Origin of the sequence: Afipia broomeae ATCC 49717, assembly GCF_000314675.2 — a bacterium.
Taxonomy (GTDB): Bacteria; Pseudomonadota; Alphaproteobacteria; order Rhizobiales; family Xanthobacteraceae; genus Afipia; species Afipia broomeae.
Genome location: NZ_KB375283.1, coordinates 470,432 through 496,400 on the forward strand (window position 1 = coordinate 470,432; position 25,969 = coordinate 496,400).

Below are 25,969 nucleotides of genomic sequence, written 5' to 3' on the forward strand. Positions count from 1 at the left end.
AGCCGGTGCCGCGCTTTCAACTTAAGCTTTAGACAGCTAGGTGAACGCGCATTAATTCAGCATCCCCAACGTTCGCGGCAGCCACAGCGAGATTTCCGGCACGAAGGTCACGACCACCAGGAACATCAACATTGTCAGCAGCCACGGCCATACCGCGATCGTGAGCTCGGTGATGCCCATTTTGGCGATGCCGGAGGCGACATAGAGATTGAGGCCCACCGGGGGGTGGCACATGCCGACCTCCATGTTGACCACCATCAGGATGCCGAGATGCACCGGATGAATGCCGAGTTTCACCGCGATCGGGAACAGGATCGGCGCGGTGATCAGCACGATGGAACTGGCTTCCATTACATTGCCTGCGACCAGCAGCAGGACGTTGACGAAGATCAGGAAGGTGACCCAGTTGACGCCCTTCTCCAGCATCCACGCGGTGAGCTGCTGCGGAATCTGTTCGCTGGTCATCAGGAACGAGAACAGCACAGCGTTGGTAATGATGTAGAGGATCATCGCACTCATACTGGCCGAACCGAGCAGAACGCGGGGCACATCCCTGATCGTTAGGTCCTTGTAGACGAACACGGCGATGATGAACGCATAAACCGCGCTCATGGCCGCGGCTTCCGTCGGCGTGAACAGGCCGGCGTAAATGCCGCCGAGCACGATCACGATCAGCAGCAGACCCCAGATGCATTCACGGAATGCCTTGAACCGTTCGACCCACGTCGCGCGGGGCAGCCGCGGATAATCGAACTTCCATGCGCGGTAGACCGTTGTCAGGCCGAGCAGCGAGGCCAGCATCAGTCCGGGGATCACGCCCGCCATGAACAACTGCCCGACCGAGGCCGATGTCACGCGTTCGCCGCCGGGACCAAAGGCAACGCTGCCGCCAGTCGCCACCGCATAGATCACCATCACGATGGACGGCGGAATCAGAATGCCGAGCGCGCCCGATGTCGTGATGACACCCGCACCGAAGCGCTTGGGAAAGCCCTGCGCGACCATTGCCGGCATCAGGATCGAACCGATTGCGATCACGGTCGCAGGCGACGAGCCTGAAATGGCAGCGAACAGTGCGCAAGCCATAACGCCCGCGAGGCCAAGGCCGCCATACCAATGCCCGACCATGGAGGTCGCAAAATTGATCATGCGTTTGGCGACGCCGCCGTGGGTCAGGAAGTTACCGGCGAGAATGAAGAACGGGATCGCCATGATCTCGAAGTTCTCGATGCCGGTGAACAGTTTCAACGCCACCGCTTCGATCGGCACGCTGGTCAGGAAGAACAGGAACGTCAGAACCGTCAGGCCGAGTGCGATCGAGATCGGCATGCCGGTCAGCATCAGGGCAATGAGAAGTGCGAAGATAAACAGCGTGGTCATCGGACGCCCTCCGGCGTCGGACCAATCGCGGTGTCGACCTCGATGCCTTCGACGTGCGTATGATCGTGATGCGGCAGATCTCCGGTCTTCCAATAGGCGTAGGCGACCTGCAGGAAGCGGAAGCACATCAGGTAAGAACCCAGCGGAATGCAGAGATAGACGATCCAGCTCGGCAGTTCGAGATCCGGCGAGGTCTGGTCGGTGTGCGACAGGCCGTAAACGAAACTGGCGCCCATGGTGCCGATGATGCCGGTGAACAGCGCGCCACAGAGCAGACCAAACAGGATCGTCCACTTACGCCATTTCGGACTGAGCGCCAGCACCAGAACGTCGACACCGACGTGAATGCCAGTGCGCACGCCGTAGGCCGCGCCGAACTTCGCCATCCACACGAACATGTAGATGCAAAGCTCCTGCGCCCAGGACAGATGAATCTTGCTGAGGAACACGTAGGCGGGCACCGCGCCGGGCCAGCTGCGATGGTTGACCACGAAATCCGTGGTGTAGCGATGGGCGACGGCAACAAAAATCACCACCGTCGCGGCCGCGATCAGCGTTGCAATCAGGGTTTCCTCGAGACGATCGAGGATGCGCATGAATGATTTCAAGTTCGTCCCCACCCGCAGCGGCCGCGTCTTCGCGCGTTCCGATATAGCCGATGCCCCGCGTCACCCTATCAGACGGAAGCGGCCCGGGTCGAATCCCGGACCACTTATCCTGTCGTGAAAGCCGCCTTAGTTGGTCTTGGCGTTGGCTTCCTTCTGGAACGCCGCGATCAGATCCTTGCCGACGCGTGAAGCCATGTCCTGAGTCACCGGCTCGAGGGCCTTCATCCACTCGGCGCGCTCCGCGGGTGTCAGTTCATAAAAGGTCGTGGTTCCGGCCTTCTTCATCGCTGCGATGGCGTCGTCGTTTTCCTTCTGCGAGATGTCGTTCGCGAATTCGGTCGCCTCCGCCATCGCCTTCTCGACCTGCGGCTTTACGTCGGCAGGAAGGCCATCCCAGAACTTCTTGTTCACGATCACCGCGTAGCCGATGTAGCCGTGGTTGGAGAGCGTGGCGTGCTTCTGCACTTCGTGCATCTTCTGGGTGTAGACGTTCGACGGTGTGTTCTCGTTACCGTCAACGACGCCGGTCTGCATCGCCTGATAGACTTCCGAGAACGCCAGCACCTGCGGAATGGCGCCAAGCGCGCGCATTTCGGCTTCGAGAACCTTCGACGACTGGATGCGCATCTTCAGGCCCTGGAAGTCGGCGACCTTATGCATCGGCTTGTTGGCCGTCATGATCTTGAAGCCGTTGTCCCAGTAAGCGAGACCAGTGATGCCTTTCGGCTCGAGCTTCGCCAGAAGGCTTTTGCCGATCGGGCCCTTGGTGATGCGTCCGAGAGCCGCCTTGTCCGGAAGGATGTAGGGCAGATCGAACACCTCGAATTCCTTCACGCCAAGCGGGCCGAACTTGGCAAGCGACGGCGCAAGCATTTGGACTGCACCGAGCTGAAGCGCCTCGACCTCTTCCTTGTCCTTGTAGAGCTGCGAGTTCGGGTAGACCTCAACCTTCACCTTGCCGTTGGTGTACTTCTCGGCGAGTTGCTTGAACCTCTCGGCACCCTGCCCCTTCGGCGTATTCGGCGCGACGACATGGCTGAACTTGATGACGATCGGCGATTGCGCCGTGGCGGGGCCTACGAGCGCGAGCACTGCGACTGAGGCCGCAGCCAGAATGAGTTTTTTCATGTTTCCTCCCGGAGGCTTGGTTGGGCCACGGCAGTTCCGCAGCTCCAGTTTTTCTGAACCAGACCGGATCATCGCAGACCGGCGTGGTCAAGACCATTGCCCGTTAGCAGGGGTCGTAACGCGCGATTGCTGCAACGCAAAACGCGGTGCATCAAGGATGCACCGCGTTTCATTGGTTCATAGATGAAAGGGCGATCAGTGTCCCGCGGCAGCCACCGCAGGCATGTCACGCTGCTTCTTCATGACGATTTTGTTCAGGGCGCTGAGATACGCCTTGGCCGAAGCCACCAAAGTGTCAGGGTCCGCAGCGCGTGCCGTGACGGAACGTCCGTCCTGCGACAGCCGTACCGAGACCTCAGCCTGCGCATCGGTGCCAGCGGTCACGGCGTGGACCTGATAGAGTTCCAGCTTCGCTTCGTTCGGCACCAGTGACTTGATGCAGTTGAACGTTGCATCCACCGGACCGTTGCCCTCGGCTTCCTCGATTTTGATCTGGCCTTCGATATCGAGCTTCATGGTCGCGCGTTGCGGACCATGCGTGCCCGCGATAACGGTCAGCGACACGAGATGAATCCGGTCGTGCGATTCCGCGATCTCCTGATCGACCAGCGCCTCGATGTCTTCGTCGTAGATGTCCTTCTTGCGGTCGGCCAAAGCCTTGAAGCGCACGAAGGCGTCTTCCAGCTGGTTGCTGGCGAGCTTGTAACCCATCTCCTCCAGCTTGTGGATGAAGGCATGGCGGCCCGAATGCTTGCCCATCACCAGCGAGGTCTGCTTCACGCCGACCGTCTCCGGCAGCATGATCTCGTAGGTCTGCGCGTTCTTGAGCATGCCGTCCTGATGGATGCCACTCTCGTGCGCGAAGGCGTTACGCCCGACGATGGCCTTGTTGTACTGCACAGGGAACGACGTCGCCGCCGCCACCGACTTCGACGCGCGCGTCAGCATCGTGGTGTCGATGTTGTTCCAGTACGGCAACTTGTCGTTACGCACGCGCATCGCCATCACGACTTCCTCGAGCGCGGCATTGCCCGCACGTTCGCCGATGCCGTTGATGGTGCACTCGATCTGCCGCGCACCTGCGCGCACACCGGCCAGCGAATTCGCCACCGCCATGCCGAGGTCGTTGTGGCAATGAACCGAGAACACCGCCTTGTCGGAATTCGGCACCGTCTCGCGCACGCGCTTGAACAGGTCGTAATATTCCTCCGGCACGCTGTAGCCGACGGTGTCCGGGATGTTGATGGTGGTGGCACCGGCCTTGATCGCCGATTCCACGCAGCGGCACAGGAAGTCGAATTCGGTGCGCGTGCCGTCTTCCGACGACCACTCGACGTCGTCGGTGTGGTTGCGCGCACGGGTGACCTGCGAGATCACCATTTCATGCACGTCCTTCGGCTCCATCTGGAGCTTGTACTTCATGTGCACCGGCGAGGTGGACAGGAACGTGTGGATGCGGCCGCGCCGCGCCGGGCGGATGGCTTCGGCGCAGCGGTCGATGTCCTTGTGGGCCGCGCGGGAGAGACCGCACACCACTGCATTCTTGGTGCGCTTGGCGATCTCGCGGACGGCTTCAAAATCGCCGTCCGAGGCGATCGGAAAACCGGCCTCGATAATGTCGACACCCATGGAGTCGAGCAGATCCGCGACTTCGAGCTTTTCCTCGAACGTCATGGTGGCGCCCGGGCACTGCTCGCCATCGCGCAGAGTGGTATCGAAGATAACGACGCGGTCCTTGTCGGACTTGTTCGCGGTGGTCATTGGGAAAATCCTTTGGTCAGATGCGCCACATCAGGGCGCTCGGGTTTCGGTGCTGTCGTCGAACCCCTGAGTGCCCAGGCGCAAATGCCCAGACGGCCCTCAGGGGCAGATAAGAAGCAGAAGCCCGCCAAGAAGGGACGACATCGGCGCAGCAGGAATCGCGTCGAGGCAGGCGGCGAATGCCACCGTTCCCTGCTGTTCCTGAATGCCGCCGCGAATCATCGATTCAGTCCCCGAAAAACGCATAATCGGCCCAAAACCGTTGATGGATGGTTGCCGACGCGTTCCCTCAGGCTGTTCTAGACGAGAAAAGCGCGGTGCCGCAACGCCAAAGATTGGTCAGCAAGGCTGCCCTATACGCGGACGAGCCGTCAGGCTCCGCCCGCGGGCCGCGACCTCGAGAGGTCGCCAGGTGGCCGCTTCACGCCGGCGTCCGCGCCCAGCACGGCGTGCTTCAGGCTTTTCACGGTGTCCGTGATTTTCGCCAGCCCGCATGACAGAGCGTCGTCTTTGCAGACGTCTTTCTTGCGAACCCGTGCCGGTGAGGCAGCAGGCGGCGTCTCCACGGCCACGGCCGTGGCTTTGGTCCGAACCGCCGGTTTCTGATCAATAACCGGCTTCATCTGGTTGCTGATCGCGGCGAGTGCCTGACCGGTATCAATGACCTCGGTCGGAGTTTCCGGGTTTGTTTCCAGATAGGCCAGATAGTCCTGATCCATCCGCTTTAGTTCTTGCGGCGTGGGATTAGGGCCCGCGATGTCGAAGTGCCGATTTTGCATGAAATCGAAATAAGTGTAGCCGCCGCCAGCTTTGCGGCGGCCTGCGAATTTTGAATCGCACTCCGAGATGATCTTTGCCTGGGCATCCTTCGACAGACCCGGCTGTTCCGCGCCTTGGGAACATTCCTCGAAATCTTTCGGCGCATAGAGCTTCCACCACTCGGCATAGGCCATCGGGCTCGATGCGGCGCCGAGGCCGATCAAGACAACCAACAAACCAAGCGTTCGCAGACTAGCCACAGAAAGAATCCTCACCCGTCTGCATAATATTTTCGGCAGGCGCTCTCGGCAACCCGCAATGTGGGAACTGTGAATTGCGGGGGCAGACCGATACGGGTCGTAATCCTATCAATCAGTTCCCTTTTTCGAGGGCGCAAACTTTGCTTTCGGCGCACGAACGGCCGCGCTCCGTCCCTCTCGTTCGAGGGCGACCTTCACTTTTTTCAATTCACCGGCGTCGCTTTTGTCCACCTCAGGAAATTTCAGGTTGAGTTTTTCCATCGCGGTCACAATGGCTGAGCTGATCACGAGGCGGGCGAACCATTTGTGGTCCGCCGGCACGACAATCCACGGCGCGTGCTTTGCCGACGTATGATGGATCAGATCCTGATAGGCCGCCTGATACTTGTCCCATAATTTGCGCTCAGCCACATCGCCGAGCGAGAACTTCCAGTTCTTCGCCGGCTGATCGAGCCGATCGAGAAAACGCTGGCGCTGCTCCTCTTTGGAAATGTTGAGAAAGAATTTCAGGATCAGCGTGCCGTTGCGCGCAAGATATCTCTCGTACGACGCAATATCCTCGAAGCGTTCGCGCCAGATATTCTTCGTCACCAGTTCGGGCGGAATCCGCTGCTGCGCCAAAATCTCCGGGTGCACACGAACCACCAGCACCTCTTCGTAATAGGAACGATTGAAGATGCCGATCCGCCCGCGCTCGGGCGCGCACTTGGAGGTCCGCCACATGAAATCGTGATCGAGTTCTTTCGTGGACGGCTGCTTGAACGAATAGACCTGACAGCCCTGCGGATTAATGCCCGACATCACGTTTTCAATTGCGCTGTCCTTGCCGGCGGCGTCCATGCCCTGAAAAATCAGCAGAACCGACCAGCGATCCTGCGCATAAAGCTTCTCCTGCAGTTCGCGCATTCTTCCGCGATTGGCGTCGACGAGCGCGCGCGCCGCGTCCTTGTCGAGACCGCCCTTCTCGTCGGGCTTGTGTGATTTGAGGTGAAATTCCTGCGAACCATCGACCCGGAACGGGTCCACATAGGACTTCAACTGTTTCGCGCTCGGTTGCGCGGACTTGCCGTTCCTGGCCATAGCGAAAACTCTCCGATTGATCGCGGCACGCTACACGGCAGCGCACGGCCCGTCGACAGCCTAGCACCGATGGTCCATCATGCGGCATGACCAGTGCCGCGCCGTCCATCGCCTACGAAAATGTCGGCAAGAGCTTCGAGCGGGGCCGTATCAAGGCCGTCGACGGCGTCTCGCTTAATGTGACGGCCGGAGAATTTCTGGCCGTCGTCGGCGGCTCCGGCTCCGGCAAAACCACGCTGCTGCGGCTGGCCAACCGCCTGATCGCCCCCGACAGCGGCACTGTGCGCGTTCACGGTGACGATGTGCGCGGCCTCGATCCCATCGCGCTTCGCCGAAGCATCGGATACGTATTCCAGAGCGGCGGACTGTTCCCGCACATGACCGTCGCAGAAAATATCGGCATCACACCGCGGCTGCTGGGCACCCCGGCTCAAAAGATCTCCGCGCGCGTCGATGAATTGATCGATCTGGTCCGACTGGAGCGGGCGCACAAAGACCGGTTTCCGCACGAACTCTCCGGCGGCCAGCGCCAGCGCGTCGGCGTCGCGCGCGCACTGGCGGCAAATCCGAAGATCGTGCTGATGGACGAGCCGTTCGGCGCGCTCGATCCCCTCACCCGCGATGCGCTTGGCGAAGACTATCGTGCGCTCCATCGCAGCCTCGGGCTGACGACCATCATGATCACTCATGACATGGCGGAGGCCCTGCTGCTCGCAGATCGGGTCGCTGTGATGCGCGCCGGGCGTCTGGTCGCGCAAGGCGCGGCGCAGGAGTTATCGAGCAGCAGCGACGCCTATGTCGGCGAACTGCTGAACACGCCGCGCCGTCAGGCCGAGCGATTGCAGGAATTATTGCCAAAGGATCGGGCATGAATTTCTTGTCCGATCCGCGATGGAACGACGCCCTGACGCGCCTGCCCGATTATCTCGGCAGTCATGTCCGTGTCAGTCTGACGGCGCTGGCGCTCGGCCTTGTGATCAGCTTTCCGCTGGCGCTGATCGTGCGGCGGCGGCCATTGCCCCGCGACATCGCGCTCGGTGTCGCCAGCGTCGTGCAGACCGTCCCAGGCCTTGCCTTGCTCGCGCTGTTCTATCCGTTGTTACTGGCGCTGGCCGGACTGTCGCTGCAATGGTTCGGCCATGGCTTTTCGGCCTTCGGGTTCCTGCCATCGGTTCTGGCGCTGGCGCTCTACAGCATGCTGCCGGTGCTGCGGAACACCATCACCGGATTACAGGGGATCGATCCTGCGATCATGGAAGCCGCGGAAGGTGTCGGCATGACACAGCGGCAATCGCTCACGATGGTTGAGCTTCCGCTGGCGCTGCCGGTGATCATGGCCGGTATCCGCACTGCTGCCGTCTGGGTGATCGGCACGGCGACGCTGTCGACGCCGATCGGCCAGACAAGCCTGGGCAACTACATCTTCGCCGGATTGCAGACGCAGAACTGGGTATTCGTGCTGTTCGGCTGCGCCGCCGCGGCCTTGCTGGCCCTCGCAGTCGATCAGTTGCTGGCGCTGATCGAAGGCGGCGTGAAACTGAACAGCCGCACGCGCATCGTCGCGGGGTGCCTTGGTCTGATCGCATTGATCGCCGCCACACTGATGCCTGCAATGGCCCGCGCCAGAACGAACTATATCGTCGGCGCCAAGACATTCACCGAGCAGTACATCCTCTCATCGCTGATCGCGCAGCGCCTGCTGGCCGCGGGGCTGTCGGCCTCGCCGCGCGAAGGCCTCGGCTCCAATGTGATCTTCGAGGCACTCGCCTCCGGTGATATCGACGTCTATGTCGATTATTCCGGCACGCTGTGGGCTAACCAGCTCAAGCGCACCGACATCAGGCCACGCAAGGAATTGCTGAGCGACCTGGCAACAACGCTCAAGGACAAATACGGGATTTCACTGCTCGGCGAACTTGGATTTGAGAATGCCTATGCGCTGGTGATGCCGCGCAAGCGCGCCGAAGAACTCGGCATCCGTACCATTGCCGATCTTGCGCCGCGCGCATCCTCGCTCTCGATCGCGGGCGATTATGAGTTCTTCTCTCGTCCGGAATGGGCGGCGCTGCGCCGGAGTTACAATCTCGCCTTTCGCCAGCAGCGGCAGATGCAGCCCGATTTCATGTACGCGGCGGTTGCATCCGGCGAGGTGGATGTGATTGCGGGCTACACCAGCGACGGCCTGATCGCGAAATACGATCTGGTCGTGCTGGGCGATCCGAAAGCAGCGATCCCGCCCTACGACGCCGTAATGCTGATCGCACCGAAACGCACCAGTGACACGAAGCTGCGCGAGGCATTACAGCCGCTGCTCGGCAGGATCGACATCGCCGCGATGCGCGAGGCCAACCTGCGCGCCAGCGGCGGCGATGGGGCCAGTTCACCGGACGCGGTGGCGCGGTGGCTATGGGAGAAAATCGGAAAGCGCTAGAGGTTCTTCACGAACCCCGCGTCCATCAGAAGGCGGTTGAAGCGTTTCGCTTCCGCGCCATCCTTGCATGCATAGAACAGCCCCCGGCAGCGGAGCATGATCTTCTTCTGCTCGACGAACGACGGATCGAGCGGGATGCCCGCCGCATCCTGAATCGCGAGCGGCAGATAAGCCGCGTCCAGCGTCTCCAGAGCCGACGACATATCCGGCTTGTAGTTGAGCGCATCGATCGCATAGTAGGTTTTGTAGTAGCGCGGATCGTGGGTCATGATGCGATCGGCCAGCAGCGGTTGGGGCAGCTTCGGCTCCAGCAGCTTCTGCGAGATCGCGGGCTGATGGTCACCGAACCGCACCAGCAGGAACGGCTCATCGGGATGTTCGCTCTTCAGCCGTGCCACGAAGCTCGCATAGTCCGACGCCGTCATCGCTTGGCGGCGAATGTATTCGTCGACTTCCCCGGTGTTGCCCGGCGCTTTCCAGCCGGCGGGCGTCAGATCGGAACGATACGTCGACGTCCAGGGAAAGTGATTGGCAGTGAGGTAGACGAAAACGAACATCGGCTGCTCGGCCTTGCGCTCACGCGCGATCAGTTGCAACGCCTGATCGAAATAGAACTTGTCGGGCTGCATGTCCTCGCTGACGCCCATGTCGGCCATGTCGATGAACTTGCCGACCCCTGCCGAGGTCTGGAAGTTGCGCGCACTGAGGAAATTTCCGTAAGTCGGATACAGCGAGAACGTCCGGTACCCGCACCGCTGCAATGCCTGCGGCAACCCGCGCGAAATCTTTCCCGCCGTGATCCGCGTGACATAGAACTTCATCTTGCCGAATGACCGCGCCGACAGACCGGTCAGCACGTTGAACTCGGTGTACCAGGTCGGCCCGCCGCTGGATTCGGTGACAAACGAACGCCTCTGCCCGTCGGAGGATTTGAAATAGCTCCGATAATCCTCAGGCACCTTGATGCCGGGGGCAGCCGTGATGTCGAAGCTGGATTCGTCGAGCACCATGATGATGTTCGGACGCTTGCCGCGCGGCGTGCATGTGGTGAGCGGCGTGGCCTGCGCGGACCCGACGAGACTCTTCGAGTCGGCCTCGATCCAGCCCGTCGTCGACGTCAGGTGCGACACAGAGACAACGCCGGATCGCGCCAGATTGGAGATGTGATTGACGCCCTGGAATGGCTCCCACGGCTGTTCTGGATTAGCTACCGACAGCCCGACGATGCCGAGCATGCAGACACCTGCACCGGCAGCGGCGGTCGCGCGGCGGACCCGGAACGGGTCCGCTCGCCAGACCAGCCACATCACAGGCACGGCGATGGCCACCAGCACGATGGACTGCGTCTTGAGCTGCGGGAAGATCGAATGCAGGAACGAAACCGTGTCGCGGTCGATGATCAGGAAATCCAGGAACGTCAGCGTGAGCTGCATGATTCCGTACTTGAACTGCGACAGCACGATCAGGGCAGCGACCAGCGCCAGCGACAACGCCGCGGATACGCCGGGACGGCGAAACGCGATCAGCCAGAGGAAGTTCAGCAGCCCCCATGTCAACAACGCCAGCGTCATCGCGAACGGTCCGTACTCGACCGAGGCGAGAACGTAGACAGCCGTGAGATGCATCGCGGCGATCAGCGCGACGCGTAGCCGCCAGAGCCATCCGGTATCGCCGAGCCATTTCAGCCAAAGCTGAACCTTGCTGCTGGCGGGAGCTGATGTGGTGATAACGGACACTGCGCGCTCCGCTACGACGGAAAGCGACGGCGGGCAGCCATCGGGTTCATCGCTGGAGAACCTGGTGTCGGCAGCGGCAACATTGCCTCGACGCGAACTAACCCCGGCACTGTCTGAGGCCTTGGCTGGCGAAGGCCAGGAAGCCAACCGCGCGGCCGGAAACCGCAGCGTGTCACAAAAGCGTAATGTAACCGTCATGTAGCCGCAAGGGACTGGCCCTGCGACATATTTCGTTCGGTTAAGGCTGGCTTTCAGCGGGCGTTCAGTTACCCCAAAAGCAAAGGCCGGCTGCCTGAGGCAACCGGCCTTTCTCAAGAAGGAAGGGGCAGAAATCAGTTCTTGGTCTTGTCGACCAGAGCCTTTTCCTTGATCCAAGGCATCATGGCGCGGAGCTTCTCGCCAACGGCCTCGATCTGGTGGGCGTTGTTGCGGCCGCGGGTCGCCTTGAACGAGGCCTGGTTGACCTTGTTCTCGAGCATCCAGTCGCGGGTGAACTTGCCCGACTGGATGTCGGTGAGCACGCGCTTCATCTCGGCCTTGGTTTCCGGGGTGATGATGCGCGGGCCGGTGACATACTCGCCGTACTCAGCGGTGTTGGAGATCGAGTAGTTCATGTTGGCGATGCCGCCTTCGTAGATCAGGTCCACGATCAGCTTCAGCTCGTGCAGGCACTCGAAGTAGGCCATCTCCGGCGCGTAGCCCGCTTCCACCAGCGTCTCGAAGCCGGCGCGGATCAATTCGACGGTGCCGCCGCAGAGCACGGCCTGCTCGCCGAACAGGTCGGTTTCGCACTCTTCCTTGAAGGTGGTTTCGATGACGCCCGCGCGGCCGCCGCCGATGGCGGAAGCATAGGACAGGCCGAGGTCATGGGCGTTGCCCGACGAATCCTTGTGGATCGCGATCAGGGTTGGCACGCCGCCGCCACGCTGATACTCGGAGCGGACGGTATGGCCCGGACCCTTCGGCGCGACCATCAGCACGTCGAGGTCGGCACGCGGCTCGATCAGGTTGAAGTGCACGTTGAGGCCGTGTGCGAACAGCAGCGCAGCGCCCTGCTTCATGTTGTCGTGCAGGTGCTCACGATAGATGTCGCCCTGCAGTTCGTCAGGCGTGAGCATCATCACGACGTCGGCCCACTTCGCGGCGTCGGCAACTTCCATCACCTTGAAGCCGGCATTCTCGGCTTTCTTGACGGTGGCGGAGCCTTTGCGGAGCGCAATGGCGACATCCTTCACGCCGGAGTCCTTCAGGTTCAGCGCGTGGGCGTGGCCCTGGCTGCCGTAACCGACGATGACCACCTTCTTGCCCTTGATCAGGTTCAGGTCGGCATCGCGATCGTAATAAACACGCATTTTCATTTTCCTTCTCAGGCGGCCCCGATTGGCCAATTATCGAACGTTTTCGGGTGGATCGGGCCAGGGCCCGGATGAATTGCCGCCGTTGTGTAGGGCGGCTGGTGGTGCGAGACAAGCCCGCAACCCCGATTTCTGCGGTGCAGTAAGCTCACGGCTCCTTCAGAACGGGGTAAAGCGAGGCCAGCAAAAGGAGGGCCATGACGATATTGAAGACCCTGACGGCGCGCGGGGATTTTACCAGCGCTTGCAGCGAGGTGCCGAGCAGCACCCAGGTCAGCGAGGAGCCCAGCCCGATCAGGAACAGCAGGATCGAGAGCGCCGCGATGTTCAGCGGATAGGCTGCGATGGCGGCATAGGCGGTAATGGCGCCCACCGCGATCACCCAGCCTTTGACGTTCACCCACTGGAACATTGCGGCCCCGAGGAAGGTCATCGGCTTGCCCTCGCCTGCTCCGCCGGTATCCGCAGGCCCGGACAGCGCGATCATGATGGCGAGGTAAATGAGATAAGCCGCGCCCGCATACTTCAGGATCGTGTGCAGCACCGGATAGGCCGCGAACACCGCACCAAGCCCGAGCCCGATCACCGCGACCAGAAACGAGAACCCGATGGTGACACCGGCGACATGCGGCAATGTTCGCCGAAATCCGTAGTTCAGCCCAGAGGCCATCAGCATGATGTTGTTCGGCCCCGGCGTGAACAGCGCCGCAGCGGCGAAGGCGATGAAGGCGATGGCGAGTTGCTGAGAGATCATGGTTCAGGCCACTTCCACCAAAGGCGGCGGGCGGCGCGACAGCAGCATCACCGCAATCCCGAACACAACGACGATCATGCCGGTCAGGCGCAGCGTCCCGAACGTCTCTCCGAAAACGAGGCTCGACGCCCCCGCGCCGAAGAACGGCACCAGCAGCGCGAACGGCACCACCTGCGCGGCGGAATACCTCCGCAGCAGCCGGCCCCAGATCCAGTAGCCCAGCGTCGTTCCGAGCACCGCCAGCGCCAACACACACAGCGCCGCCAGCAGCGACATATGAGTCAATGCCTGCCATGTCACAGCGGGACCATCGACAAACCACAGCACCATCAGCAAGGGCACCATTGCCAGAAGGCCAATCCATGCGAACAGGTCGAGCATCGACACGTCCTGAGCGCGGCGGAGCATCAGGTTGGAAACCGCAAAGCTGACCGGCGCGGTCATCGACACCGAAAACGCCCAGACGCTGAAGTCGTAGCCGACCGTGAAGCAGATCAGCAGCAACCCGCACATCGCGATCGCAATACCAAGCACCTGAATCCGCGTCGGCAATTCCCGCAGGAAAATTGCCGCGAAGGCGACCGTGAACAGCGCCTGGCTCTGCACGATCACCGCAGTCAGACCGGCCGGCACGCCATGGGCCAGACCATAGGTCTGCGCCAGAAACTGCGCGACCAGCAGCCAGCTGATCGCAATGATCAGTCCCCATGACAATTTCGGGCGCGGCAAAAACAGGCACGGCAGCGCGGTGATGGCAAACCGCAGCGTGGTCAGCAGTGTCGCCGACATCTCGTCAACCGCAAACCGGGTCGCGACAAAGCCAACGCCCCAGATGACGGCGACGACCACCGCCAGCACGATGTCGATCGGTTTCATGGGATGCGCGCGAGATTACATCTTTTCCGGGCCGCGGGAGATCGCTGCAACGCCGGTGCGCGACACTTCGACAAGACCGAGCGGAACCATCAGGTTGATGAACTGATCGATCTTGGCGGTGCCGCCGGTGATCTCGAACACGAAGCTTTCGGTGGTGGCATCGATCACGCGCGCGCGGAACGCTTCCGACAGCCGCAGCGCTTCCATCCGCAGATCGCCCGTGCCCTTGACCTTCACCATCGCCAGTTCGCGCTCGATGGCGCGGCCGGTCAGCGTCATGTCGACGACGCGATAGACCGGGATCATGCGGTCGAGCTGATGCTTGATCTGCTGGATCACCATCGGCGTACCGGTGGTGACGATGGTGATCAGCGACATGTGCTTGGCATGCTCGGTCTCCGACACCGTGAGACTGTCGATGTTGTAGCCGCGGCCGGAAAACAGGCCGATGACGCGCGCGAGCACACCCGGCTCGTTCTGCACGAGCACGGACAAGGTGTGCGTCTCGTTCGGATCGTGACGCTCCTCCATGAAGTACGCGGATGCGGGCTGTTCCATTGTCTCTGCTTTCATTGTCACACCAGCGCCTTTAAACCAGAGCCTTGCCGCCGGCGAACGCCGCGGTCGTTGCTTCTTCATTTGCTTCCGCCGGAAGCAGCATTTCGTTGTGCGCCTTGCCCGACGGAATCATCGGGAAGCAGTTTTCCAGCGCGGCGACGCGGCAATCGAACAGCACCGGCCGTTTGACCTTGATCATCTCGTTGATCGCGCCGTCGAGGTCGCCGGGCTTCATCACCTGGAGCCCGACGCAGCCGAATGCATCGGCCAGCTTGACGAAATCCGGCAGCGCCTCGGAATACGAATGCGACAGCCGGTTGCCGTGCAGCAGTTGCTGCCATTGGCGCACCATGCCCATGTACTGGTTGTTCAGGATGAAGATCTTGATCGGCAATTCATACTGAACCGCCGACGACATTTCCTGCATGGTCATCTGCACCGAGGCGTCGCCCGCGATATCGATCACGAGGCTGTCCGGATGCGCGACCTGCACGCCGAGCGCGGCCGGCAATCCATAACCCATGGTGCCGAGACCGCCGGAGGTCATCCAGCGATGCGGCTCCTCGAAGCCGAAGAACTGCGCCGCCCACATCTGATGCTGGCCGACTTCCGTCGTGATGTAGGTGTCGTGCTTCTTGGTCAGTTCGAACAGCCGCTGTATCGCGTACTGCGGCAGGATGATGTCGTCATTCTTCTTGTAGGCCAGCGAATTGCGCGCGCGCCAGCGCCCGATCTCGAACCACCACGGATCGATCTTCGGTTTCTTCGCCTCGGCCTTGAACACCGTCAGAATGTCGCCGAGCACATTGGCGACATCGCCGATGATCGGCACATCGACGCGAATGTTCTTGTTGATCGACGACGGATCGATATCGATGTGAATCTTCTTCGAGTTCGGCGAGAACGCGTCGGTGCGGCCGGTGATGCGATCGTCGAAGCGTGCGCCGATGCACAGCATGACGTCGCAGTCGTGCATCGCCATGTTGGCTTCGTAGGTGCCGTGCATGCCGAGCATGCCGAGCCAGTTTTTGCCAGACGCCGGATAGGCGCCGAGGCCCATCAGCGTCGAGGTGATCGGAAAGCCCGTGACCTCGACCAGTTCGCGCAACAGCTTCGAGGCTTCCCGGCCGGAATTGATGACGCCGCCGCCGGAATAGATCACCGGCCGCTTGGCCGACGCGAGCAGCGCCACTGCCTTGCGGATCTGCGCGGCATCGCCCTTCACGCGCGGAGCGTAGGAAACATGCACGTCGGATTTGCGCGGCGGATGATAGGTGCCGGTCGCGAACTGCACGTCCTTCGGCACGTCCACCACCACCGGGCCGGGACGGCCCGTGGTTGCGACATAGAACGCCTCATGCAGCACCTTCGGCAGATCCTCGATCCGCCGCACCAGCCAGTTGTGCTTGGTGCAGGGCCGGGTGATGCCGACGGTGTCGCATTCCTGGAACGCATCATTACCAATCAGATGCGTCGGAACCTGTCCGGTGATGCAGACCAGCGGGATCGAGTCCATCAGTGCGTCGGTCAGCGGCGTCACCATGTTGGTGGCGCCCGGCCCGGACGTCACCAGCGCAACGCCCGGCAGACCGGTGGAGCGCGCGTAGCCCTCCGCCGCATGGCCCGCGCCCTGCTCGTGCCGCACCAGGATGTGCTCGACATCGCTCTGCTGGAAAATCTCGTCGTAGATCGGAAGCACCGCGCCGCCCGGATAACCGAAGATGTGCTTGACCCCATGGTCCTTGAGCGCGCGGACGATCATCGCCGCACCGGTCATCTGGTTGGGATCGTGTGTCTTACTGTCGCTCATGGTTCGCTCCGGGGCGCTCGAGGCGCTGTCTGCATCCGTCTTCTGCGCATTGCCCTGATGGTCCGGGTCATGCGCGCCAACAAAAAAGGGCCCCGAAAGGACCCTGTGCACACCGCTTTGTCGTGGGTAGCCGTCAGCCACCCCCAGCGGTGTGCCGGGCTACGACGATAATAAGAAGGTCGGTAACTTTATTGCGCATCTTACGCCGTCATTTTCCAAAGGTTGCGCGGGGTTATACGACCCGGTCGGGGAAAGTCAAGCCCGCGCTCAGGTTTCGGAGCTTACCGGTTTCCTCGCATTTGGCGAGAGCCAAAGTGACATGGGGACTGGCATCAGGCCCGACGACCATGCGAGCCTCGCTGCTACGTCCAATCGCCAACGGAAAGACGGGAGGCTCGATGACCGCAGATACAGCGCGCAGCATCATCTGGCATGGGATGTTTCTGTTTCTGCTCGGCCTGCTGACGGGCCTTGCGCAGATGCAGTTCACGAATCCGCGCATGGGACTGGCCGCCCATATGGAAGGCCTGATGAACGGGACCTTCCTCATAGCCGTCGGTGCCATCTGGCACTGCATCAGACTTCCAACGGGATTATCGGCAGGGCTGTACTGGAGCGCGCTGTATGGCGCCTACGTCAATTGGGCAATGACCTGCTTCGCCGCAGCGGCGGGCACAAATAGCATGACACCGCTCGCGGGCGCGGGATTTGGCGCTTCGTGGTTGCAAGAAGCTGTTGTGACCGCCGGATTTGTGTCAGTGGGCGTCGCGATGCTGGCAACTGCGATCCTCGCACTCTGGGGCCTGCGGCGCATTCCCACGCAATGACCTAGTGCAAGCCCCACTCCCGAAAGCGGCTGGCCGCTTCGCCGGGCACGATCCATTCGAATTCCGGCAGCTGGTGCCTGAACCAGGTGTATTGCCGCTTGGCGTAATGACGGGTGTCGATCTGGCCGGTATAGATCGCCTGTTCCAGCGTAATCTCACCCGCAAGATGCCGGATCAGGGCCGGCACCCCGTGCGCCTTCATCGCCGGCAAGATCGGATCGAGCTTGCGCGCGGCCAGCGCCGCGACCTCGTCCAGCGCTCCCCTCTCAAGCATGCCTTCGAAGCGCGCATTGATCCGCGCATAAAGCTCCTTGCGGTCCGGCGCGAGGAATATGGCTTTGACGCCGCCCGGTTCGAGCAGCGGCGGCAGACCTTCGCTATGCCAGTCCGGCAATGCGCGCCCTGTCGCCTCGATCACCTCGAGCGCACGCGCGATGCGTGCACTGTCGCGGGGCTTGAGTTTTTCGCCGGACATCGGATCGCGCCGCACCAACTCAGCATGCAGGACTTCGACGCCCTCGCGCTCCATCCGCGCCCGCACATCGTCACGCACTTCTTGAGGGATCGGCGGCACCGCCGACAGTCCCCGCGTCAGTGCCTTGAAATAAAGCCCGGTGCCGCCGATGAAGATCGGCAGGCGATTGGCTGCCCTTGCCTCCGCCAGCACCGCCGCCGCATCCACCACCCACGTGCCGGCCGAGCAGTTCACCGCAGCATCGCAGTATCCATACAGCCGGTGCGGAACACGCGCTTCTTCTTCCGGTGAAGGCCGCGCCGTGATGATCCGCAAGTCCCGATAAACCTGCATGGAATCGGTATTGATGACGACGCCGCCGGTCGCTTCCGCAAGAGCGAGCGCCAGCGCCGACTTGCCGCTGGCCGTCGGCCCTGCGATAAGCACGGCCTTGGTGTCACCCTTTCCGTCTATGCCATCTTTCAACATCGAGCCGTCATGTCTCTCGTCGCCACGCTGATCAGCAATCCCGTCGATCCCCAACTCGACACCACCGTGATTGACGCGGCCAGCGCCGCGCTTCCCTCTCCGTCTCAGGCGGAATGGCTTTTCAACGAAGTGGCCGCCGACATTCGCTTTAGCAGCACCGAGGACATTCGCACAATTTCGGATCGCCTGCGCGCGGCCCTGAGCGAGCTTCCCGTCGATGTGGTGGTGCAGCCGCTGGCCGACCGGCGCAAGAAACTGCTGCTGGCGGACATGGATTCAACCATGATCGGCCAGGAATGCATCGACGAACTCGCCGACTTCGCGGGCCTCAAGACGCACGTCGCCGCGATCACCGAGCGCGCCATGCGCGGCGAGATCGAGTTCGAGCCGGCGCTGCGCGAACGCGTTGCGCTGCTGAAAGGCCTGCCGGTCACCGTGGTCGATGAAGTTCTCAAGAGCCGCATTACGCTGACACCGGGCGCGGTCGCCCTCGTCCGCACCATGCGCGCACACGGCGCCTATACCTGCCTCGTCTCGGGCGGCTTCACGCTATTCACGAAAGCTGTTGCTGAAATGATCGGGTTTCAGGAAAACCGCGCCAACGTGCTGCTGGTCGAGGACGGCAAGCTGACCGGCAAGGTGGCCGAGCCAATTCTGGGACGCGAAGCGAAGCTCGCGACGCTGGTGGACCTGCGCGAGTCCTTCGATCTCGACAATCTGGACACCATGGTGGTCGGCGACGGCGCCAACGATCTTGCCATGATCGAACAGGCCGGCGCGGGCGTCGCCTATCACGCCAAGCCCGCTGTTGCGGCCGCCGCCGGCGCGCGGATCGATCACGGCGATCTCACCGCGCTGCTTTACATGCAGGGTTACAAGCGCAGCGAGTTCGTTGCGGGCTGAAACCGCATATCTATCGCTGTCCGAAACGAAAATGCCCGGCACATTGGCCGGGCATTTTTTATTCTGTTGATCTGGCGCGTTACTTCACCGCCAGCGCCACGAAGCGAAGTTCGCCGGCGCCGTTAGACACCAGAAGCAGCACGGACTTCTTGCCGTCCTTCTTCAACTGGTCGACTCGCTTCTTGACGTCGGCGGCATTCGTCACCGCCTCCTGCGCGACCTCGACGATCACGTCGCCGGCGCTGAGCCGCTTTTCGGCGGCATCGGAGCCATCGTCAACGCCGGTGACAATCACGCCCTTGACGCTGTCCTTGATCTTGTAGCGCGTCCGCAGATCCTTGCTGAGACCGGCGAGGTCGAGGCCCAGCGCCTTCTGCGTCACCGGCTTTTCGGCTTCGACCGGGCTGGTGGTCTTGGCCGAGGCCTCGACCGGCTTCTCGCCATCGTCGAGACGGCCGAGGGTCACCTTCCTGGTCTCTTCCTTGCCCTTCCGGATGATGACGACATCCACGGCCTTGCCGACCGGCGAGTCGGCCACAGCGCGCGGAAGATCCTTCATCTCCTTGATGTCCTTGCCGTCGAACTTGACGACGACGTCACCCGGTTCAATGCCGGCGGGCTTCGCCGGCCCCTTGTCGTCAACGCCGGCAATCAGCGCACCGCGCGCAGGCTTGATGCTGAGGCTCTCCGCGATTTCGTCGGTGACCTGCTGGATGCGGACGCCGAGCCAGCCGCGGCGGACTTCCTTGAACTGGCGGAGCTGATCGACCACCGCCATCACGGTCTTCGACGGCACGGCGAAGCCGATGCCGATCGAACCGCCCGACGGCGAGATGATCGCGGTGTTCACCCCGATGACTTCGCCGTCGAGATTGAACAGCGGACCGCCGGAGTTGCCGCGATTGATCGCCGCGTCGGTCTGGATGTAGTTGTCATACGGCCCCGAGTTGATGTCGCGGTTGCGCGCCGAGACAATGCCAGCGGTGACCGTGCCGCCGAGGCTGAACGGGTTGCCGATGGCTATCACCCACTCGCCGAGACGCAGGCTGTCGGAATTGCCGAACTTCACCGCGGTAATTTTCTTCTCGGGCGTGAACTTCAGGACCGCGAGGTCGCTCTTCTTGTCCCGGCCGATCAGTTCGGCCTTGATCTTGGTGCCGTCGTTGAGAATGACGTTGATCTCGTCGGCATCGGCGATGACGTGATTGTTGGTCACCACGGTGCCGTCGGTGTCGATGATGAAGCCGGAGCCGAGCGAGTTCACCTTGCGCGGCGAATTGTTGCCGCCACCCGGACCGCCGCGGCGGTTCTTGAAGAACTCGTCGAAGAACTCGCTGAACGGCGAATCCGGCGGCAGTTGCGGATTGGCGCCGCGCCTGTTGCCGCGCTCGTCGCTGCCCTTGTCATTGTCGGAGTTCTTGGCTTCGACGGTCTGCGAAGTGGAAATGTTGACGACTGCGTCAATCACTTTCTCCGCGACGTCGGCGATGCCTTCCGGTCCGCGGGCCAGCGCCGGCGTCGCTACGATGGCGAAGCCGACAGCCGCGGCCAGCGGCAACAGGCGGCGGCTCAATGCTTGAAACGCATCGGACATGGTCGAAAAATCTCCTGAAAAGGGGCGGATCATTTGCATCTAGATTGCGCCTGAACACGACGGGTGCGCAAGCACCACCATTTAGCGTAATTCAAGCGATCAACCTGCCGATTACGGCGAAAACCCGGCTTTGGGCCGGGTCTGGCTCATGTGTGCTAGTGCCGCACCAGCCAGATCAGGAGCAGGCCGACCACCGCGGAAACCAGTCCTACGGCGCGCAGGATGTTGTCCGGCGAGGAGAGCGCGCTTTTCATCGCCGAACGCATCCAGTTGGGGAGCGCTGTAAACAGCAAGCCCTCCAGAACCAGCATAACTCCGACCCCGACAAGGAGGTCGCCGTATCCGATCGATTTCATCCGAACACGGCTCCTGCCTGATCCCGCACCCCGCGCCGCATACTAACGCGCGGAACCGGCAGCGGCGGGAGGCTTGCCCGCCGGGTTGGCGAAGTAGCGGAAGAACTCCGAATCCGGCCGCAACAGGAAGCGCGTGTCGTTGCTCTTCATGCTGTTCTCGTAAGCCGTCATCGAGCGATAGAACGCGAAGAAGTCAACATCCTTGCCGTAGGCTTCGGCGAACAGCCGGTTGCGCTCGCCGTCGCCCTCACCGCGGACCTGCTCGGCCTGCGAGTTGGCGTCGGCGATGATGACCGTCGCCTCGCGGTCAGCCCTGGAGCGAATTTCCTGGGCCTTCTGACCACCCTGCGCGCGGAACTCGGCCGCTTCGCGCTGACGTTCGGTCTGCATGCGCTGATAGACCGCCTGGCTGTTCTGCTCGGGCAGATCGGCGCGGCGAATACGGACGTCCACCACTGAAATGCCGTAGCTCGCGGTTTCGCGGTCGAGCTGGGTGCGAATCTTGCTCATCAGCGCATCGCGATCATCCCGGACAACGGTGATGAAGGTCACTTCGCCCAGCACACGGCGCATCGCCGCGTTCAGCAATGTGGTGAGCTGGATGTTGGCAGCCTGAATCGAGCCGAGGGTCTGATAGAAGCGCAGCGCGTCCTTGATACGGTAACGCGCAAAGGCATCCACCACGAGACGCTTCTGGTCCGAGGCGATCACTTCCTGCGCCGGATTCTCCAGATCGAGAATACGCTTGTCGATGCTGATCACGGTGTCGATGAACGGCACCTTGAAGTTCAGGCCCGGCGTCGTCACCACGCGCACCGGCTCGCCGAGGCGCACAAGCAGAACCTGCTGCGTCTCGCTCACAGTGAACAGCGAGCTGTAGCCGACGACGACCGCGACGAGCAGAATGAAAAGAGAAACGATACCTGCGATGCCGTTTTTCATCGGTTGCTCCCGCCCTGTTGCGGCGCAGCCGGCGTCGTGCGGCGTCCGATCTCGTTCAATGGCAGATAAGGCACAACTCCCGGAGCCGATCCGTTCGCGCCCTGATCGAGCACGAGCTTGTCGGAGTTGCCCAGAACGCGCTCCATGGTTTCAAGATAGAGGCGCTGGCGCGTGACGTCCGGCGCCTTCTTGTATTCCTCATAGACCTTCAGGAAGCGCGCGCTCTGGCCCTTGGCCTCGGCCACCGCCTGCTCCTTGTAGCCTTCCGCGACTTGCAGGATCTGCGCAGCACGGCCGCGCGCATCTGGAATAACACGGTTGGCGTAGGTCTGGGCTTCGTTCTGCAGACGCTCGAAGTCGGCGCGGGCCGCCTGAACGTCGCGGAACGCGTCGATCACCTGCGACGGCGGATCGACCTTCTGCATCTGCACCTGCTGAATCAGGATACCGGAACCGTAGGTGTCCAGCGTCTTCTGCATCAGCTCAAGCACCGCAGCTTCGGTCTGGGTGCGCGCGCCGGTCAGGATCGGCTGGATCTGCGAGCGGCCGATGACATCGCGCATCGCACTCTCGGCAACAGCCTTCACGGTGCCTTCCGGATTCTGGATGTTGAACAGGAAGTCGCCGACGCCGTCGGGCTTGATGCGCCAGAGCACGGTGAAATCCACGTCGACGATGTTTTCGTCGCCGGTCAGCATCAGGCTTTCCTCGGGAACGTCGCGGATGGTGGTGCCACCGCCGCGGCGCGAGTCATCGACAACGCGCATGCCGATGCTGAGGGTCGAAACACGCAGCGCCTTCGGCAGCAGCACGGTCTCGATCGGATAAGGAAGATGATAGTTCAGACCGGGCTGAACCGTGCGCACGTGCTTGCCAAAGCGCAGCACCACGCCGAGTTCTTCGGACTGCACGCGGAAGAAGCCGGACAATCCCCAGATCGCCAGTGCGGCGACGAGGATCAGCGCGATGCCCATGCTGCTGAAGTTTCCTCCGGGCAGCATCGTCTGCAATTTGTCCTGGCCGCGGCGCAGAAGATCCTCGAGATCGGGCGGCTTCGGTCCGGGTGATTGCGGTCCGGAGCCCCAGGGACCTTTCGGACCGGAGCCCCAGGGGCCTCCGCCTTGATTCTTCCACGGCATCGTCGATCTCCTCCGCGCGAAGCTCACGCTCCGCAAACTCTTGGGGCCTTATAGGGGACGCGCCCGGTCCTTACAACGCAGGACACCCGCCCACGACAGCTATGGCGCAGGGCGAATTTGTCAATGCAAACATGCTGTTTGCAGTTAATGCCAAGGATAGCGGTTGCGTGAAATGCGGTGTTCAGCCGCGCCGCCGATAGCTGACATAGGAGAAATCGACCGTATCGCCGTCCGCTTTGGAATGACGTGCGCGTGCGGTTTCTTCCCATTTCGCCGGATCGACCGGCGGAAGGAAGGTGTCGCCCTCAGGCTTGTCATGAACTTCGGTGATTTCGAGACGATCCGCCCTGCTCAGCCATTGCGCAAAGATGTCGGCGCCGCCGATCACCATGATCTCAGTGACCAAACGCCGCAGCGCATCGCCGAGCGCGATGTCATGCGCGGCCTCAAGAGACGTCGCAACGACAACACCCGGCGCCTGAAAGTCCTTGTCACGGGTCACGACAATGTTGGTCCGCCCCGGCAGTGGCCGGCCGATCGACGCGAACGTCTTGCGGCCCATGATGACAGGCCGCCCCATCGTGATCGCCTTCAGGCGTTTAAGATCGGACCTGAGATGCCACGGCATTGCATTATCGAGGCCGATGACGCCGTTCTCCGCCACGGCAACGACAAAGACGATCTGCGGAGATGACGTCCCGGACGGCGGCGCTGTCACACCGCGACCTCGGCCTTGATATGCGGATGCGGATCGTAGTTCTCGAGTTTGAAGTCCTCGTAGCGGAACGAGAAGATGTCCTTCACATCGGGATTGATTGTCATGGTCGGCAGCGGACGCGTCGGGCGTGTCAGTTGCAGCCGTGCCTGATCGAGATGATTGAGGTATAGATGCGTATCGCCGAACGAATGCACGAAGTCTCCGGGCTTCAGTCCGGTCACCTGTGCCACCATCATCGTGAGCAGGGCGTAGGACGCGATATTGAACGGCACGCCGAGGAACACATCGGCTGAGCGCTGGTAGAGCTGGCACGAGAGCTTGCCGTTCGCGACATAGAACTGGAACAGGCAGTGGCATGGCGGCAACGCCATCTTGTCGACTTCGGCCGGATTCCACGCGCTGACGATCAGCCTGCGCGAGTCCGGATTTTTCCGGATCATCTCGATCACATTGGAAATCTGGTCGATCGTGCCGCCATCCGGCGCGGGCCATGAGCGCCACTGCGAGCCATAAACCGGGCCGAGATTGCCGTTCTCGTCAGCCCACTCGTCCCAAATGCGAACGCCGTTGTCGTTCAGGTATTTGATGTTGGTGTCACCCGCAAGAAACCACAGCAGTTCGTGGACGATCGACTTCAGATGAAGCTTCTTGGTTGTCAGCAGCGGGAAACCCGATGCCAGATTGAACCGCATCTGATGGCCGAAGATCGACAGCGTCCCGGTGCCGGTGCGGTCGGTCTTTTCCGCGCCGTCGCTGAGGATGCGTTCGAGCAGGTCGTGATACTGGTTCATGGGACCTATTTAGCCTGACGCGTGCCGCGATTCGATTTCGGCCGGGCAATTATACCCTGAAAAGTAGCCGCCCGCGGCGAACGCGCATGATCTGGAAAAGCGGGAACCGGTTTTCCGGAAGATCATGCCCCAAATGACAAAAGACAAGGGGCGGAACTCACGTCCCGCCCCTGCCAAACCCGTTCGTTTTCAACAATATCAGTTCGAAAGTGGCTTCAGCACGCCCGACCATTTGGTGATTTCGCTGTCGACGAGGGTCTTCAGCGATTCCGGGGTGCGCTCTGCCGGCTTCGGAATGACGCTGCCGAGGTCGAGCAGACGCTTCTTTACGCCTTCGTCATCCAGTGCCTTGACCAGTGCGGCGTTGAGCTTGGCAACGATCGGCGCCGGCGTGCCTTTCGGCGCGAAGATCGCGTTCCAGGCCTGCGCCTGATATTCGGGCAGCCCAGCTTCCGCGGTGGTCGGAACGTCAGGCAGCGAGGGATTGCGCTCAGGGGTCGCCACGGCATAGGCCTTGATCGTGCCGCCCTTGACCTGCGGAACGGCGTTGACGATCTGGTCGCACATGTAATCGACCTGGCCACCAACCAGCGCATTCATGGCCGGACCGGTGCCGTTGAACGGAACGCCCGTCGGGGAAATCTTCAGCACCGCGTCCAGAAGCTGGCACGAGGAGTAGGACACCGAACCGACACCCGCATGAGCCTCATTGAGCTTGTCGGTGTTGGCCTTCAGATAGGCCACGAATTCCTTGAGGTCCTTTGCCGGGAAATCCTTGCGCGCGAGGATCAGGATCGGCGTGCCGGCGATCAGTCCGACGGGCTCGAAGTCCTTCGAAGGATGATAGGCCAGCTTCGGATAGAGCGGCACAGAAGCGGCGTGCGTGCCCATATGGCCGGTGATGAGGGTGTAGCCATCCGGCGCGGCCTTGGCGGCGCGCGCGGACGCCGTGGTGCCACCGGCACCGACCACGTTTTCGATGATGATCGACTGGCCGAGCGTCTGCTGCATATGACCGGTCACGATGCGCGCGATGACATCGGTCGGACCGCCCGCCGCGAACGGCACGATCATCGTGATGTTGCGGGTCGGATAATCCTGCGCCTGAGCTGCGCCGACGGCAACGCCGACCGCGGCCAGCGCGGAAAACCCGCACGTCGCGAGCATACGCTTAAGCAAATTCATTGGGCTCTCCCGAGTATTTTGATGAAATTCGGCCCGGCAGTCTGAGCACCACCGGGCCGGATATGTCTATTCAAC

The 25,969-nt window shown here is 61.8% G+C and carries 25 protein-coding genes; 4 read left to right on the forward strand and 21 right to left on the reverse strand.

All coding sequences use genetic code 11. From position 1 onward, the window contains the following. Positions 1-51: 51 nt before the first annotated feature. The 7 genes from HMPREF9695_RS14685 to HMPREF9695_RS14710 all read right to left on the reverse strand — a co-directional run bounded on the left by HMPREF9695_RS14685 (position 52) and on the right by HMPREF9695_RS14710 (position 6,976). Positions 52-1,380 (reverse strand): TRAP transporter large permease, encoded by a 1,329-nt coding sequence (locus HMPREF9695_RS14685; RefSeq protein WP_006021650.1) that lies wholly within the window; start codon positions 1,378-1,380, stop codon positions 52-54. Then, positions 1,377-1,976: a TRAP transporter small permease gene (locus HMPREF9695_RS14690; protein ID WP_006021651.1), complete on the reverse strand. Its 600-nt coding sequence runs from the start codon at positions 1,974-1,976 to the stop codon at positions 1,377-1,379. Before HMPREF9695_RS14690 ends, HMPREF9695_RS14685 begins: the two co-directional genes overlap by 4 nt. Before the next feature lie 138 nt (positions 1,977-2,114). Beyond that, positions 2,115-3,116 carry a TRAP transporter substrate-binding protein gene (locus tag HMPREF9695_RS14695; protein WP_006021652.1) on the reverse strand — a complete coding sequence of 334 codons (1,002 nt, stop codon included), beginning with the start codon at positions 3,114-3,116 and terminating at the stop codon, positions 2,115-2,117. A 195-nt stretch (positions 3,117-3,311) separates the two neighbouring features. Next, entirely contained in the window at positions 3,312-4,877 is a 1,566-nt protein-coding gene (locus HMPREF9695_RS14700; protein ID WP_006021653.1) for a 2-isopropylmalate synthase, read from the reverse strand. A gap of 99 nt (positions 4,878-4,976) precedes the next feature. Further along, entirely contained in the window at positions 4,977-5,099 is a 123-nt protein-coding gene (locus HMPREF9695_RS27105; protein ID WP_006021654.1) for a hypothetical protein, read from the reverse strand. A 149-nt stretch (positions 5,100-5,248) separates the two neighbouring features. Further along, a complete protein-coding gene (locus tag HMPREF9695_RS14705) occupies positions 5,249-5,896 on the reverse strand; it encodes a hypothetical protein (RefSeq protein ID WP_006021655.1) in 648 nt (215 codons plus the stop codon). 108 nt (positions 5,897-6,004) lie between these two features. Then, entirely contained in the window at positions 6,005-6,976 is a 972-nt protein-coding gene (locus HMPREF9695_RS14710; RefSeq protein ID WP_006021656.1) for a polyphosphate kinase 2 family protein, read from the reverse strand. An 86-nt stretch (positions 6,977-7,062) separates the two neighbouring features. Between HMPREF9695_RS14710 and HMPREF9695_RS14715 the strand changes: the two genes are divergently transcribed. Both HMPREF9695_RS14715 and HMPREF9695_RS14720 read left to right on the forward strand, forming a co-directional pair. Further along, positions 7,063-7,848, forward strand: a complete 786-nt coding sequence (locus HMPREF9695_RS14715; protein WP_006021657.1) for an ATP-binding cassette domain-containing protein — start codon at positions 7,063-7,065, stop codon at positions 7,846-7,848. Beyond that, positions 7,845-9,407 (forward strand): ABC transporter permease/substrate-binding protein, encoded by a 1,563-nt coding sequence (locus HMPREF9695_RS14720; RefSeq protein WP_006021658.1) that lies wholly within the window; start codon positions 7,845-7,847, stop codon positions 9,405-9,407. Before HMPREF9695_RS14715 ends, HMPREF9695_RS14720 begins: the two co-directional genes overlap by 4 nt. Here the strand turns inward: HMPREF9695_RS14720 and HMPREF9695_RS14725 are convergent. The 6 genes from HMPREF9695_RS14725 to HMPREF9695_RS14750 form a co-directional block, all read right to left on the reverse strand. Further along, positions 9,404-11,143 (reverse strand): LTA synthase family protein, encoded by a 1,740-nt coding sequence (locus HMPREF9695_RS14725; protein WP_006021659.1) that lies wholly within the window; start codon positions 11,141-11,143, stop codon positions 9,404-9,406. The genes HMPREF9695_RS14720 and HMPREF9695_RS14725 overlap by 4 nt on opposite strands. 332 nt (positions 11,144-11,475) lie before the next feature. Then, positions 11,476-12,495, reverse strand: a complete 1,020-nt coding sequence (gene ilvC, locus HMPREF9695_RS14730) for a ketol-acid reductoisomerase (protein ID WP_006021660.1) — start codon at positions 12,493-12,495, stop codon at positions 11,476-11,478. A 151-nt stretch (positions 12,496-12,646) separates the two neighbouring features. Next, positions 12,647-13,252: a LysE family translocator gene (locus HMPREF9695_RS14735; protein ID WP_006021661.1), complete on the reverse strand. Its 606-nt coding sequence runs from the start codon at positions 13,250-13,252 to the stop codon at positions 12,647-12,649. Between the two features lie 3 nt (positions 13,253-13,255). Next, entirely contained in the window at positions 13,256-14,128 is an 873-nt protein-coding gene (locus HMPREF9695_RS14740; RefSeq protein WP_006021662.1) for an EamA family transporter, read from the reverse strand. 15 nt (positions 14,129-14,143) lie between these two features. Beyond that, positions 14,144-14,686 carry an acetolactate synthase small subunit gene (gene ilvN, locus HMPREF9695_RS14745; protein WP_006021663.1) on the reverse strand — a complete coding sequence of 181 codons (543 nt, stop codon included), beginning with the start codon at positions 14,684-14,686 and terminating at the stop codon, positions 14,144-14,146. Positions 14,687-14,717: 31 nt separating this feature from the next. Next, positions 14,718-16,496, reverse strand: a complete 1,779-nt coding sequence (locus tag HMPREF9695_RS14750; RefSeq protein WP_006021664.1) for an acetolactate synthase 3 large subunit — start codon at positions 16,494-16,496, stop codon at positions 14,718-14,720. A 398-nt stretch (positions 16,497-16,894) separates the two neighbouring features. Between HMPREF9695_RS14750 and HMPREF9695_RS14755 the strand changes: the two genes are divergently transcribed. Continuing rightward, complete coding sequence (locus tag HMPREF9695_RS14755) at positions 16,895-17,323, forward strand: styrene oxide isomerase (RefSeq protein WP_006021666.1); 429 nt, start codon at positions 16,895-16,897, stop codon at positions 17,321-17,323. A gap of 1 nt (position 17,324) precedes the next feature. Here the strand turns inward: HMPREF9695_RS14755 and miaA are convergent, their stop codons facing one another. Continuing rightward, positions 17,325-18,266, reverse strand: coding sequence for a tRNA (adenosine(37)-N6)-dimethylallyltransferase MiaA (miaA, locus tag HMPREF9695_RS14760; protein WP_006021667.1), 942 nt, complete (start codon positions 18,264-18,266; stop codon positions 17,325-17,327). 9 nt (positions 18,267-18,275) lie between these two features. Between miaA and serB the strand changes: the two genes are divergently transcribed. Beyond that, positions 18,276-19,169 (forward strand): phosphoserine phosphatase SerB, encoded by an 894-nt coding sequence (gene serB, locus HMPREF9695_RS14765; RefSeq protein WP_006021668.1) that lies wholly within the window; start codon positions 18,276-18,278, stop codon positions 19,167-19,169. 79 nt (positions 19,170-19,248) lie between these two features. On the opposite strand, the gene HMPREF9695_RS14770 is transcribed toward serB, so the two are convergent. The 7 genes from HMPREF9695_RS14770 to HMPREF9695_RS14800 form a co-directional block, all read right to left on the reverse strand. Continuing rightward, positions 19,249-20,763, reverse strand: coding sequence for a DegQ family serine endoprotease (locus tag HMPREF9695_RS14770; protein ID WP_006021669.1), 1,515 nt, complete (start codon positions 20,761-20,763; stop codon positions 19,249-19,251). Between the two features lie 155 nt (positions 20,764-20,918). Further along, complete coding sequence (locus HMPREF9695_RS14775; RefSeq protein WP_006021670.1) at positions 20,919-21,119, reverse strand: DUF2065 domain-containing protein; 201 nt, start codon at positions 21,117-21,119, stop codon at positions 20,919-20,921. Positions 21,120-21,161: 42 nt separating this feature from the next. Continuing rightward, positions 21,162-22,061 carry a protease modulator HflC gene (gene hflC / locus HMPREF9695_RS14780; RefSeq protein ID WP_006021671.1) on the reverse strand — a complete coding sequence of 300 codons (900 nt, stop codon included), beginning with the start codon at positions 22,059-22,061 and terminating at the stop codon, positions 21,162-21,164. Next, positions 22,058-23,200 (reverse strand): FtsH protease activity modulator HflK, encoded by a 1,143-nt coding sequence (gene hflK / locus HMPREF9695_RS14785; RefSeq protein ID WP_006021672.1) that lies wholly within the window; start codon positions 23,198-23,200, stop codon positions 22,058-22,060. The genes hflC and hflK overlap by 4 nt, the downstream gene beginning before the upstream one ends. A 181-nt stretch (positions 23,201-23,381) precedes the next feature. Next, positions 23,382-23,918: a dihydrofolate reductase gene (locus tag HMPREF9695_RS14790; protein ID WP_006021673.1), complete on the reverse strand. Its 537-nt coding sequence runs from the start codon at positions 23,916-23,918 to the stop codon at positions 23,382-23,384. Then, positions 23,915-24,709 carry a thymidylate synthase gene (locus HMPREF9695_RS14795; RefSeq protein WP_006021674.1) on the reverse strand — a complete coding sequence of 265 codons (795 nt, stop codon included), beginning with the start codon at positions 24,707-24,709 and terminating at the stop codon, positions 23,915-23,917. Before HMPREF9695_RS14795 ends, HMPREF9695_RS14790 begins: the two co-directional genes overlap by 4 nt. A 198-nt stretch (positions 24,710-24,907) precedes the next feature. After that, a complete protein-coding gene (locus tag HMPREF9695_RS14800) occupies positions 24,908-25,876 on the reverse strand; it encodes a tripartite tricarboxylate transporter substrate binding protein BugD (RefSeq protein ID WP_085947402.1) in 969 nt (322 codons plus the stop codon). Positions 25,877-25,969: the final 93 nt, after the last annotated feature.